We start from the raw sequence: 12,638 nt of genomic DNA, 5'->3' as shown, positions 1-12,638 counted from the left end.
CACAAGCGTCCTGAAGATGCCGCCTGTTAGCGCCAAATCACCGCATTTGCGTGCAAAACCCGACACGCGTGCTTGCGTGCGCGTTTTGAACGTGAAACAACCCCCGCCCAAAGTGTCACCCCGGACGCAACCTTGAGGAACCGCCATGTTCGACCTGCAATCCATGCGGGATCAGCTCGCCGCCCATTATGATCTGGCCCCTAACCCGGCCCTGGCCGAACAGATGGCAGATGTGTACGCCCGCATGAACCGCGTGGTGAACCCCATCGAATGGGCCACCCATGCGCCTTATGTTGCGGCCATCCTGGAGCTGAAGAAGCAGCGCAACGCGGTGATTCTGGCGCATAATTACATGACGCCCGAAATCTATCACGGCATCTCGGATGTGGTCGGCGACAGCTTGCAGCTGGCGATCGAGGCCACCCGGGTCGAGGCAGACGTGATCGTCCAGTGCGGCGTGCATTTCATGGCCGAAACCTCCAAGATCCTGAGCCCGGAGAAAACCGTGCTGATCCCCGACATGGAGGCAGGCTGCTCGCTGGCCGAAAGCATCACCGCCGACGGCGTCGCCGAAATGCGCCGCCGCTACCCGGGCGCGCCGGTGGTCACCTACGTGAATACCACCGCTGAGGTCAAAGCCGCGTCGGACATCTGCTGCACCTCCTCCAACGCGGCGCAGATCGTTGCCGCGATGGAAGAAGACACCATCATCATGACGCCGGACCAGTATCTGGCGCAGAACATCGCCCAGCAGGTTCCGGAAAAGAACATCGTCTGGTGGGAGGGCTCCTGCATCGTGCATGAGCAGTACACCGCCAAGGACCTGCGCGACTTCCGCGAATGGAACCCGGGCACCCGGCTGATCGCCCACCCGGAATGCCCGCCCGACGTGGTGGCCGAGGCCGACTTCTCCGGCTCGACCAGCGGCATCGTCAAATACGTGACAGACGAAAAACCGGAAAAGGCACTGCTCATCACCGAATGCTCAATGGCGTCGAACATCGCCGATCAGCTGCCTGAGGTGGAATTTGTCGGCCCCTGCAACATGTGCCCCTACATGAAGAAGATCACTCTGGAGAAAGTGCTGTGGTCGCTGCACACCATGACCGAGCCGGTCGAGGTGGATCCCGAAGTGGCCGACAAGGCCCGCGTGGCGGTGCAGCGGATGATCGACCTCAGCCAAAAACTGGGCATCTGATCCGTGATCGAAACCGGCCGTATCGTCATTGCCGGCGCAGGTCTGGGCGCGCTTTACGCCGCGCTTGAGCTGGCACCCCGGCCGGTTCTGGTGATCTCCCCCGAGACCTTGGGCGAAGGCGCAAGCTCAGCCTGGGCGCAGGGCGGCGTGGCTGCCGCCATGGCCAACCATGACACGCCTGAGGCCCACGCCGCCGATACCCTGCAGGCGGGTGCCGGCACGGTCGACCCCGAAGTCGCCGCCATGGTCACCCGGGTGGCGCGTGAACACATCATTGATCTCACCGAGCTCGGCACCCCCTTCGACCGCGACGCGGACGGGAACTACGTGATGAGCCGCGAGGCCGCCCATTCCGCCGCCCGCGTGGTGCGGGTAAAGGGCGATCAGGCCGGTGATCAGATCATGCGGACGCTGATAGCCGCGGTCCGTGCAGCACCTTCCGTGCAGGTTCTGGAAAACACCCAGGCGCTGCGGCTGGAGACCGAGGGCAGTTCCGTCACCGGCATCTGGATCACCCGCGCCGATGCGCCCTCTGCCCCGGTGCTGATCAAGGCGCCCGGCGTGCTGCTGGCGGGCGGAGGCTCCGGCGGGCTTTATGCCCACACCACCAACCCGCCCCGCATCCGCGGACAGGTGATCGGTTTTGCCGCCCGCGCCGGCGCCTGTATCGCCGACCCCGAATTCGTCCAGTTTCATCCCACCGCCTTTGACATCGGCGAAGACCCGGCACCGCTGGCAACCGAAGCCCTGCGCGGCGAGGGTGCGGTGCTGATCAATGCAGACGGTGAGCGCTTTATGCTGGCCGCGCACCCCGACGCCGAGCTTGCCCCCCGCGACATTGTCGCCCGCGCAATTTTTGCCGAAACACAAGCCAGCCGCCGCCCGATGCTAGACACACGTGAAGCATTGGGCGCAGAGGTGCTGACCCGCTTCCCCACGGTGGCCGAAACCTGCGCCCGCGCGGGCATCGACCCGGTGCAGGAGCCGATCCCCGTTGCCGTCGCTGCCCATTACCACATGGGCGGAGTGGAGGCGGACCTGAAAGGCCGCACCAGCCTGACAAACCTCTGGGTCTGCGGCGAGGCGTCCTCGACCGGCCTGCACGGCGCCAACCGGCTCGCCTCCAACGGCCTGCTGGAAGCGCTGGTCTATGCCCGCAATGCCGCACAGGACATGGCGTCATTGGACACCCCATCAGACGCCGAAGAGGTACGCCCCAGCTTTCCCAAGGGCGGGCAGGACCTGGACCCGGCCGCGCTGAAGACCTTGCGCGAAACCATGACTGTCCACGCCGGGGTGCGCCGGACTGGCGCGGGGCTGAAACAGGCGCTCGCCGCCATTGCCCGGCTTGAAGCTGAACAGGCCGCAGACGAAAATTTTCTCAACATGTGCGCCACCGCCACGCTGATTGCCGCCGCTGCGCTGAGGCGCGAGGAAAGCCGCGGCGGCCACTTCCGTGACGACTTCCCCGAGGCCGACCCCGCGCAGGCCCATCGCACCCGCATCACTCTGGACGAGGCCTTGGCCATCCGCGCCGAGGTTCAAAAGGAACTGACATGAGCACCCAATTCGCCACCCTGCCCGACCTGATCCTGGAACCGATGGTGCGTGCCGCATTGATGGAGGATCTGGGCCAGAACGGCGACATCACGACCCGCGCGGTAATCCCGGCCGCCGCTACCTACTCCGCCCGCCTGAACGCCCGCGAGGACGGTGTGGTTTCTGGCATGCAGATCGCCCGTATCGCCTTTCACCTGGTGGACGCCGGGCTGAAAGTCGAGACCCTGCTCCCCGACGGCAGCCCTTGCAAGAAGGGCGACACGCTGATGACCATCGAAGGCTCCGCCGCTTCGATCCTGTCAGGCGAGCGCGTCGCACTGAACTTTGCAGGCCGGCTGACCGGCATCGCCACCCTGACCGCTGCCTTTGCCGCGGAAACCAAAGGCACCGCCACCCGCATCACCTGCACCCGCAAAACCACCCCGGGGCTGCGCATCGCAGAGAAGCAAGCCGTGCTGCACGGCGGCGGCTACAACCACCGCTTCGGCCTGTCGGACGCGATCCTGATCAAGGACAACCACATCGCGGCCGCCGGCGGGGTCAAGGCGGTGCTGGAAGCCGCAAAGGCCAGCGTAAGCCACATGATGAAGGTGGAAATCGAGGTCGACACTCTGGACCAGCTTGCTGAAGTGATCGCTACCGGCGGTGCCGACGTGGTGCTGCTCGACAATATGGACACCCCCACACTGGCCAAGGCAGTGGAGATGGCCAAGGGCCATGTCGTCACTGAGGCTTCCGGCAACATGCGGCTGGAGCGCATTGCCGAAGTGGCGGCAACCGGGGTCGACTACATCTCGTCGGGCGCGCTCACCCACTCGGCACGCACCCTGGATTTGGGTCTCGACTTCTGAACTTACCCAAACATGAAAGCCGCAGGCGGCAGGCCCCCAAGCCTGCCTGTTAGTCTGTCTGACGCTGCTGGCGGGCCGCCTCCAGCTTCCCTTCCCGCAGTGCCACGGGCGACAGCATCAGCACTGAGCCGCCTTCAATCTGGCGCACCTCGAACCCTCTCCGGCCTTGCAAGCCGCCGCGCAACTCATCCGGCAGCGCCGCGCAATCTTCGGGACGGCTCTCGCACATCACGATCTCGCGCCCGGTCAGATGGTGCAGGCGGAACGTAACCGACTGGTCCTTTTGCAGATCCGATTTCCGGGCGGCCTCCAGCGACAGGTAGGTTCCGGTGACATAGACCGGACCCTGCCCCTCAACCAGCTCTGCCGCCATCGCCCGGCTAACCTTGTGCCACTCCGACAGGAACTGGTAGGTCAGCCCGCCGAAGATCACGTAGACCGCTGTCACGGTAAACAGCAGGTTCCGGCTCAGCCGCGCCCGCCCGCTGTCGCGCAGTGCAATCACGAACAGCCCGATGAAGACGGCCCCGAAGATCCACAGGAACCCGCCGGAGCGCACCGGCATGTCGATGCCGCTGCGGATCACCTGCAGGCAGATCAGCGCCAGCCCCAGGGCCGCCCCGGACAGCAAATAAAGCGCCCGCCACTTGTCCTGCCGCAGCACAACCCAGACCGCACAAGCCAGCAGCGCCGCCTGCAAGAGCGCCAGAACCGCGTTGTTATAACCGCCCTTCTGCGCCAGGCTGACCAGGAATTGCCAGGCGAGCTTGGAGTTCTCCAGCGCCGAGGCCAGATCATGCGCCGGACTGGGGTTGCGCCATTCCGCCATCGGCACGCCGAATACCCCATGCACGGTATAGTTCAGCGAATAGATCGCCAGCATACCCAGCGCGAAACTGGCGATGAACAGCGCCAGCAGGCCCGCCAGATCCCTCGCCGAACGCGCAACACCGGCGCGGGTCAGGCTCAGCCCCAGGATCAGAAACGGATAGGTGGTGTAGGCCATCAGCGAGACCGGCACAAAGACCAGCATCAGCCAGCGGCAGGTCCGCTCGCTCAGCCGCGTGGCCAGCCAGGCATAAAACGCCACAACCGCCAACCCCAGGATCAGCGTATTGAACCACATCGAGATCAGCACCCAGGGCAGGCCGAGACCCGCAATCAGCGCCACCATCACACGTTGCCAAATCTCCGCGTCCCGGCCAAAGGCGTTGTGCACCAGGCAGCCAAGATAGACCGCCCACAACAGCTGATAGGCCAGAAAATTCAACCAGGCCGGAGTTACGACACCACGCAGATGCCACAGGTAGTTGACCCAGCGCCCCTCGGTCAGGGTCTTCGCGTAGAACAGCGCAGGATCCGCCAGCAGCGCCGGGTAGTCATCGTGCCGGATCATCGGATCCGGCAGCTGGAACAGCGCCGTCAGCAGCAGCACAGCAAAAACCGCAGCCACCGTGACCGGCAGTTGCGGCAAGGCGCGCCGCTGCGCAACACTGCTGCCGGCGGAGGCCAGTGTCATCCCGCGGCCTCCTGCAGGCGCCGGGCGCGACGGGCCAGCACAGCGGCACGGCCCTGTGCGATCCTGGTGACCATCGGCTGCGGCATCAGCGAGACAATGCCGCGCCGCATCCGCCATCCCAGGCTGCCCGCCAGCGGCACCTTCTGCCCGGCCGGAATTTCCGTTGCCAGCACCTCCTGCGGCAGCTCTTGGCGGCCCGCGGCGTTGGCATAAAGCACGGTGTTGTAGCGGTACCAGGGCTCGACACCCGACATGTGTTTCAGCTGGGGGCGGGCAAAGTCATAGGCAGTGAACCCGCGCGCCGCAAACATCTCCTGCCAGAACGACAGCGGCTTTTCGTTGATATGGAACTCGCCCCCCTGCCCCGGCACAGCGGCGGAGAACAGCACCCGGTCAGCGTGGCGGGTCAGGCTGTCGACCAGCTTTTCCGAGGCTGCCTCTGGCAGGTGCTCGCCCACCTCCAGACTCTGCGCCAGATCGAATTTGCGTCCCAGATCAAAGGGTTTGGTCAAGTCGGCAGCATGGAACTGCTGGCGCGGGATCGCCAGACGGTCGCGGTCGACATAATCGCCGTCAACGCCAGCAACATCGGTCACCCCCGCCTTGATCCACTCGCTCAGCCACACGCCGCGGCCGCTGCCCAAGTCCAGAACGCTGCCCGCTTGCAGCTGCGGCTGGACCACCGAAATCATCGCCTGCGCCGAGGAGCGCGCGCCCTGGTCGATATAGTCGTAGAACTCGTTGGAATAGATATGGGACATGATTGCTCCGAACTTTACTCGCCAGCCGCGGCATACACCCAGAGGCGGAAAATGATGAAATTCTGAACCGGCAGGATTACCGTGACGGCGGCGGCGGACAGCCAGTCCGCCCAGCCCAAGGCCGGGCCTATCACACCGGTGATCAGCGCCGAGACGGCAAAACCCGCGGCAATGGCGCAGGTAAAGCGCGCCATCTGGTCAGGCAGGCCCAGCGGGCGGCGGAAGGTCCACCAGGTTTGCAGCACGTATTGCACCGCTACCGCAGCCGCAAAGGCCAGCGCATTGGCAGGCGCCTGCGCCATCCCTGCGGCCAGCAGTGCGGGATAGCCCAGCACATACAGGCCCGCGACCGTGGCGCCGACGACAGAAAAGCGCAGGATTTGCCCCGCGCCTCCCATGCTCACGACGCTTCCTTGCGCAGCGGTGCGGGCTCGGCATTCGCCGCCTCCGCAGGCGCGCTCTCGCCGGTTTCCTCTGACAGGAAATACATGGGGCGCTGTTTGCTCTCCATATAAAGCCGCCCGATGTACTCTCCCATGATCCCCAGCGTCAGCAGTTGGATCCCTGAGAAGAAGGAAATCGCCAGCAGCATCGACGCCCAGCCGGGGGCAGTGTTGTAGAGGATCAGCGACAGGAACACATAGACCGCCATCAGGAAGGTCACATAAAGGCTCAGGAACGCCAGCCGCGTCGCCATTTTCAGCGGTTTGGTGGAAAAGCCGGTCAGCGCATCCGTGGCAAAGCGCAGCATTGCCCGGAACGGGTATTTTGTAACGCCGGCAACCCGGGCATCCCGGACGTATTCCAGACCGATCTGCTTGAAGCCCGCCCAGGCGAACATGCCGCGGATGAAGCGTGCGCGCTCCGGCATCGCCAGCACCGCATCCAGCGCGCGGCGGCTGACCAGGCGGAAATCGCCAGTGTCCTTGGGGATGTCCACATCCGACAGCGTGTTCAGGAAACGGTAGAACAGATAGGCGGTTGCCTTCTTGAACAGGGTCTCCCCCTGCCGTTCGGCCCGGCGCCCATAGACCACGTCATAGCCGCGGTCCATCATCATCATCAAGTCGGGCAGGATTTCCGGAGGGTCCTGCAGGTCGGCGTCCAGCATGAAAACGCGGTCGCCGCGCGCGGCCTCAAGACCGGCTGTCAGCGCCACCTGGTGGCCGCGGTTGGCAGACAGCCGTATCCCCCGCACCACCGGGTGCCTGGCATGGGCCGCCTCGATCGCCGCCCAGGTGCCGTCGCTGGAGCCGTCATCCGCCAGGATGATCTCGGCGTCCTGCGCCCATGGTTCAATGGCCTGCACCAGCCGCTCCACCAGAAGGGGGACCGACTCTTCTTCGTTGTAGCAGGGCACAACAACGGAAAGCTGCACTTTCTCGCCCTCAAATCTGTTTGTTAACCGCTCGTTAACCACGATACTGACCGATCCGGTGCAGGAAGGGCAACGGCAGCCCGATGAGAGCTGAATTTGCAATTAAATGGTTAAGGGCCTGTGTGCTTTGGGTAACGCACTATGGCGAAACCAAGGCAAATGCGGACGAATTGCCGAAAATCCGCCCGCATCCCGCCCCGGTCTACAGCACGCCGCGGGGAATCGTTTCCTGCCACTCCTTGGTCAGGACAACCTCCCTGTCCGCGCCCTCGTAGGCGGTCACCTTGCGCCAGAGATAGAAATTCTCCCGGTCGCAGGTCACTTTGTTCCCGGTCTCAATCGCGACCTGCCAGCCGCCGCGCTCGAACTCGAAGGTCCAGTCGCTGGCAAAGGTTGCCGTGGCCGGATCATCCGGATGCACCTCATAGTGCATCGTCACATGGCTGCCCGCGCACATGCCGTGATAGGGGTCCACAGCCTTGCCGTAGTCATCAAAGGTATCCAGCACCAGCGCACCATCCTCGCGGGTCCAGGTTTTCGATGTGCCGCCCGCGGGGCGCAACTGCTCGGCCTGCAGCACCGGGTAGTCGCGCGGCGCGCCAGGGTTCTGCGGGGCAATCTCTTCAGCAACCCGCCGCTCCGGCAGCACCAGCGCGCAGCCTTCCAAATGCAGGGTGACTTCCGCCGCCTCAGGCGCAGGCCAGACAACCGGCCAGTATGACGCCGACAGCGCCAGCCGCAGCACGTGCCCCGGTTTCAGGCGGTGCGCGCATTCGTTCAGCTCGATCTCCGCCTCATAGCGCTCCCCCGGCACAAGGTTCTCCGGCGCCTCAAACCCATTGCGGCACGTCAGGTTCAGCGGCCGGAAGGTGATCCGCTGCGACACGCCTTCAGGCGACACATCGCACAGCCGCGCCACCAGCTGCGCCACCGGCTTGTCGGTGCTGAAGGCCACCTTGAGCCGCGGCCTGCCCAGCAGTTCCAGCGGCTCCGTCAGCGGCGCGGTGTCGAAACAGGCCGACAGCGCATCGTCAACCGCCTGGTCCCCGGCCAGCTCATTGTCAAACCGCATCCCCGGGCAGAAATAGCCGGACGCCTGCCCGACCGTCGCCGGATTGCTGACTGCTATGGCACCTTGACCCGGTGTCTCCGCCAGCACACCCTGCCCCAGGTGCATCACCCGGTCCTGCACATTGGGCGAGGGCCACTCAGCCTCCGCCACCCAGCGGCCCTGGCGCGGTTTGTTCTGCATGGCGGGGTTAAAATGCTCCTGCATAAAGACGCGGTAGTCCGGCAAGTCTTTGGCGCCGGTCTCCTCGCCCTTCAGCCATTGGCCGAACCAGCGCAGCACCTCGCCGTGAAAATCCGCCGGATTCAGCTTGGCGATATGGGCATAGCGGTGCTCCCACGGTCCGATCATCGCCTTGGCGGGCACCGTCAGATTGGCCGCCAGCGCGGGCGGTGCGTTCACATAGGCGTCCGCCCAGCCGGTGATCGCCAGCACCGGCGCCTGGATCGCAGACCAGTCCTCGCAGACCGAGCCGTGTTTCCAGAAGTCCCCCCGGGTCTGGCGCCGCAGCCAATCGGCAGCCATGAAGGGCATCTCCTCGATCCGCTTGATCCAGTCCTCGCGCCAGTCCGCCCGGTGCTCCGGGTCTGCAGGGCGCGACTGATAGGCAAACATCTGGCTGCCCCAGTTTGCGTTGTCGCTCAGCAGGCAGCCGCCCATGTAATGAATATCGTCAGCATAGCGGTCGACGGTCGAGGCCACGGACACCACCGCCTTCAACGCCTCAGGCCGGCGGAACGCCAGCTGCAGCCCGTTGAACCCGCCCCAGCTGATGCCGATCATGCCGATGTTGCCGTCACACCAGGGCTGCGCGGCGATCCAGGCCAGCACCGCCTCACCGTCGCTCAGTTCCTGTTCGGAGTATTCGTCGTCGAACACCCCCTCGCTGTCACCCGTGCCCGCTATGTCCACGCGGATGCTTGCATAACCTTCGGCAGCAAAAACCGGATGTGTGGTCTCATCCCGGGGCGCGGTGCCGTCACGCTTGCGGTACGGGAGGTATTCCAGGATCGCGGGATGCGGCCCCGCGCCCTTCGGCATCCACATCCGCGCCGACAGCCTGCGGCCGTCCGGCAGAGGGATCCAGGTGTTCTCAATAATGCTGTAAGCGCCGGGCATAAGTATGTTCCTGTGGTTGTTTTGGCTACGGCCGCACTCAGCAAATTCACCAGATCACCTGCCGAAGAAAAGGGTGCGTTTATGCGCGGATGTAAGCGAACTGACGCGGGATCGGCGCAAATCGCCACGGCGAGCCCGAGCATTCCACGCGTTTGCCGGCGTTCCCTTGCCCGCCCCAGCCGCACCCACATAGCACCGCAAGGCGGAGACGGAGTACCGCCGCAGATGGCAGCAGCGCGGTTATTCCGGCAGTTTCGGCGCCGACTTTTCCAGCGCCAGTTCGGCGTCCGAGAACTTCCACGGGCCCCGGACCCCCGGCACGCCCTCCGGCGCGATCTGCATCTCCCGGTGCTTTATCTGCGGATCCTCAAACGCCTGGCCAATGGTGTTGATCGGCCCAGCCGGAACTGTCGCCGCTTCCAGCGCTGCCAGCAGGTCCGCTTGTGCCCACGCCGCCAGCACCTCCTCCAGGATCGCCGTCAGCGCCCTGCGGTTGGCGACCCGCAACTGGTTGGTCTGAAAGCGGTCATCCGCCTTGGCCTCCGCCAGCCCCAGCACATCGCACAGCCGCTGAAACTGCCCGTCATTGCCCACCGCCAGAATCACATGGCCATCCTTCACCGCCATTACCTGATAGGGCGCAATATTCGGGTGGTCATTGCCCAGGCGGGTGGGGCTGTCGCCGGTCGCCAGATAGTTCATCGCCTGGTTTGCCAGCAGGGCCGTTGCGCAATCCAGCAGTGACATGTCCAGATGCTGGCCGCGCCCCGTCCTGTGGCGCTGCTCCACCGCCGCCAGAATGCCGATGGTGCCGTACAGGCCGGTGACAATATCGGTTATCGCCACACCGACCTTCTGCGGCTGGCCGTCCTGCGCACCGGTGATCGACATCAGCCCCGACATGCCCTGCAGCAAAAAGTCATACCCCGCCCGCTTGGCATAAGGCCCATCCTGGCCAAATCCGGTCACAGAGCAGTAGATCAACCGCGGATTGACCTTGCTGAGGCTCTCATAATCCAGCCCGTATTTCTTCAGCCCGCCGACCTTGAAGTTCTCGATCAGGATGTCGGCATCCTTGATCAGCTCAAGGACTGCCTGCTTGCCCTCTTCAGTGCGGAAGTCGGCGGTCACGCAGTCCTTGCCACGGTTGGCGGCATAGTAATAAGCGGCCGTTTTGTCACCTTCGCGCTCGATGAACGGAGGCCCCCACTTACGGGTATCGTCACCATCCGGGCTTTCCACCTTCACCACATCGGCGCCCAGATCCGCCAGCGACTGGCCGATCCAGGGCCCGGCCAGGATGCGGGCAAGTTCAACCACCTTGAGGCCTGCAAGCGGGGTCATGGGCACTCCTCCCTGTTGTCGCCGTCGTCTTTGCTAGCATGCTTAGCCGCTGCACTGCCCTCCTGCAAGATTTGATCAAATCCCGGCCCGGCGAAAACGCCCCTCAGGCTGCAAACCGGAAAACACTTGTTTTCCGAGCCGTTTCCCGCGCCGGGAAACGGGATTTCCATTGTCACGGCATCCAGACATCTCCGCGCAGGTCAGACTGCGTATCCAGAGCCAGTTTCAGCCGGCAAATTCCTGATGGAATGCCGCAGGACTATATGTTAGCGATAACTCAACTTTAACCGGCCCTGTGCCAGCAGAGGCAATTGAATTGCCCCGCCCCAGGCGGCACAATGGCCCGGCCTTCGGCCCTCAATGGAACAGCGATGTAAAATCAATGGTTTCCCGCGTCATCCCCGTCCAGCCCTTTGACCTCGTGCTGTTTGGCGCGACCGGCGACCTGGCCCGCCGCAAGATCCTTCCGGCGCTGTTCCACCGGTTCCAGATCGGCCAGTTCAACACGGAATGCCGGATCATCGGCAGCTCGCGCAGCGAGCTGACCGCGGAAGAGTTCCGCAGCCAGACAGCAGACGCCATCCGCGAATTCGGCCAGGATGTGGAAACCACGGCCGAGGAAATCGCCGGATTCACCGCGTTGTTGGACTATGCCGCGGTGGACGCCCGCGGTGAGAGCGGATGGGATGTGATTCACGGGAAACTGCGCGACGATGCGGCCCGCGCCTTCTATCTATCGGTGGGGCCTGGCCTGTTCACCGATATTGCCCGCCGCCTCAGCGAAACCGGCATCGCCACGCCCGACAGCCGCATCGTTCTGGAAAAGCCCTTCGGCCATGACCTGGCGTCGGCCCAGGCGCTGAACGCGGCGCTGCGGGAGCATTTCGAAGAACGCCAGATCTACCGGATTGACCATTACCTGGGCAAAGAGACGGTGCAGAACCTGATGGCGCTGCGTTTTGCCAACTCGCTGTTCGAGCCGTTGTGGAACTCCTCCCATATCGACCATGTGCAGATCACCGTCGCCGAAAGCATCGGCATCGAGGGGCGCGAGGAATATTACGACAAGTCCGGCGCCATGCGGGACATGGTGCAAAACCACCTTATGCAGCTTCTGTGCCTGACCGCGATGGAGCCGCCGGCCCATTTCGCGCCCAATGCGGTTCGGGACGAGAAGGTCAAGGTGATCGAGGCCTTGCGCCCGGTGGCGCAATCCAGCATCGCCCGCGGCCAGTACCGGGGCAAAAGCGGACAGGGCTACCGCGATCACGCGGGCAACCCCGCCAGCCGTACCGAAAGCTATATCGCGCTCAAGGTCGAAGTGGCGAACTGGCGCTGGGCCGGCACACCGTTCTACCTGCGCACCGGGAAATGCCTGCGTGACCGGGTGAGCGAGATCGCGGTCTATTTCCGCGACCCGCCGCACAACATCTTCGAAGGCTCCGGCCCGGTGCACGGCAACGTGCTGGTGATCCGCCTGCAGCCAGACGAGGGCATCACGCTTAAAACCACCATCAAGGACCCCGGCCCTGGCGGCATGCGCCTCACTGGCGCCAACCTGGACATGACCTTCGCCGATGAGCTGCCGGAGTCGGGCCGCCCGCAGGACGCCTATGAACGGCTGATCATGGATGTGATCCGCGGCAACCAGACCCTGTTCATGCGCGGCGACGAGGTCGAGGCCGCCTGGGCCTGGGCCGACCCGATCATCGCCGGCTGGGAAGACACCGGAGAAGCCCCGCAGCCCTACGACAGCGGCAGCGCCGGGCCCGACGACTCACTCCTGCTGATCCACCGCGACGGCCGCCGCTGGCGCAGTATCGGAGCCTAAGACAGCCG

10 protein-coding genes are annotated in these 12,638 nt (G+C 64.4%); 4 read left to right on the top strand and 6 right to left on the bottom strand.

Annotated elements, in window-relative coordinates; all coding sequences use genetic code 11:
- The first annotated feature begins 145 nt into the window (after positions 1–145).
- The 3 genes from nadA to nadC are packed head-to-tail and all read left to right on the top strand — an operon-like array spanning position 146 to position 3,609.
- A complete protein-coding gene (nadA, locus tag AC5STI_RS16845) occupies positions 146–1,198 on the top strand; it encodes a quinolinate synthase NadA (protein WP_495447457.1) in 1,053 nt (350 codons plus the stop codon).
- A gap of 3 nt (positions 1,199–1,201) precedes the next feature.
- Entirely contained in the window at positions 1,202–2,758 is a 1,557-nt protein-coding gene (locus tag AC5STI_RS16840; protein ID WP_495447456.1) for an L-aspartate oxidase, read from the top strand.
- A complete protein-coding gene (gene nadC, locus AC5STI_RS16835) occupies positions 2,755–3,609 on the top strand; it encodes a carboxylating nicotinate-nucleotide diphosphorylase (RefSeq protein WP_495447455.1) in 855 nt (284 codons plus the stop codon). The genes AC5STI_RS16840 and nadC overlap by 4 nt, the downstream gene beginning before the upstream one ends.
- Positions 3,610–3,658: 49 nt before the next feature.
- On the opposite strand, the gene AC5STI_RS16830 is transcribed toward nadC, so the two are convergent.
- From AC5STI_RS16830 to AC5STI_RS16805, 6 genes are all read right to left on the bottom strand, one after another.
- Positions 3,659–5,128: a hypothetical protein gene (locus tag AC5STI_RS16830; RefSeq protein WP_495447454.1), complete on the bottom strand. Its 1,470-nt coding sequence runs from the start codon at positions 5,126–5,128 to the stop codon at positions 3,659–3,661.
- Positions 5,125–5,889 (bottom strand): class I SAM-dependent methyltransferase, encoded by a 765-nt coding sequence (locus AC5STI_RS16825; RefSeq protein ID WP_495447453.1) that lies wholly within the window; start codon positions 5,887–5,889, stop codon positions 5,125–5,127. Before AC5STI_RS16825 ends, AC5STI_RS16830 begins: the two co-directional genes overlap by 4 nt.
- A 14-nt stretch (positions 5,890–5,903) precedes the next feature.
- On the bottom strand, positions 5,904–6,287 hold the full coding sequence (locus tag AC5STI_RS16820) for a GtrA family protein (protein WP_495447778.1): 384 nt from the start codon (positions 6,285–6,287) through the stop codon (positions 5,904–5,906).
- A gap of 2 nt (positions 6,288–6,289) precedes the next feature.
- On the bottom strand, positions 6,290–7,267 hold the full coding sequence (locus AC5STI_RS16815; RefSeq protein ID WP_495447452.1) for a glycosyltransferase family 2 protein: 978 nt from the start codon (positions 7,265–7,267) through the stop codon (positions 6,290–6,292).
- 202 nt (positions 7,268–7,469) lie between these two features.
- Complete coding sequence (locus AC5STI_RS16810) at positions 7,470–9,455, bottom strand: CocE/NonD family hydrolase (protein WP_495447451.1); 1,986 nt, start codon at positions 9,453–9,455, stop codon at positions 7,470–7,472.
- 240 nt (positions 9,456–9,695) lie between these two features.
- The gene (locus tag AC5STI_RS16805; RefSeq protein WP_495447450.1) at positions 9,696–10,799 is read right to left on the bottom strand and encodes a CaiB/BaiF CoA transferase family protein; all 1,104 of its coding nucleotides are present in this window, start codon (positions 10,797–10,799) and stop codon (positions 9,696–9,698) included.
- Between the two features lie 382 nt (positions 10,800–11,181).
- On the opposite strand from AC5STI_RS16805, the gene zwf reads away from it, so the two are divergent.
- Positions 11,182–12,630, top strand: a complete 1,449-nt coding sequence (gene zwf, locus AC5STI_RS16800) for a glucose-6-phosphate dehydrogenase (RefSeq protein WP_495447449.1) — start codon at positions 11,182–11,184, stop codon at positions 12,628–12,630.
- Positions 12,631–12,638: the final 8 nt, after the last annotated feature.

Source organism: Leisingera sp. CC-HEC096, assembly GCF_059429235.1.
The sequence above is the reverse complement of the archived record's forward strand: the minus strand, read 5'-3'. Positions and strand labels throughout refer to the sequence as shown.

Coding starts and splice junctions, on each gene's coding strand:
- nadA (WP_495447457.1), top strand. CDS start 146: ATGTTCGACCTGCAATCCATGCGGGATCAGCTCGCCGCCCATTATGAT.
- nadC (WP_495447455.1), top strand. CDS start 2,755: ATGAGCACCCAATTCGCCACCCTGCCCGACCTGATCCTGGAACCGATG.
- AC5STI_RS16830 (WP_495447454.1), bottom strand. CDS start 5,128: ATGACACTGGCCTCCGCCGGCAGCAGTGTTGCGCAGCGGCGCGCCTTG.
- AC5STI_RS16825 (WP_495447453.1), bottom strand. CDS start 5,889: ATGTCCCATATCTATTCCAACGAGTTCTACGACTATATCGACCAGGGC.
- AC5STI_RS16820 (WP_495447778.1), bottom strand. CDS start 6,287: ATGGGAGGCGCGGGGCAAATCCTGCGCTTTTCTGTCGTCGGCGCCACG.
- AC5STI_RS16810 (WP_495447451.1), bottom strand. CDS start 9,455: ATGCCCGGCGCTTACAGCATTATTGAGAACACCTGGATCCCTCTGCCG.
- AC5STI_RS16805 (WP_495447450.1), bottom strand. CDS start 10,799: ATGACCCCGCTTGCAGGCCTCAAGGTGGTTGAACTTGCCCGCATCCTG.
- zwf (WP_495447449.1), top strand. CDS start 11,182: ATGGTTTCCCGCGTCATCCCCGTCCAGCCCTTTGACCTCGTGCTGTTT.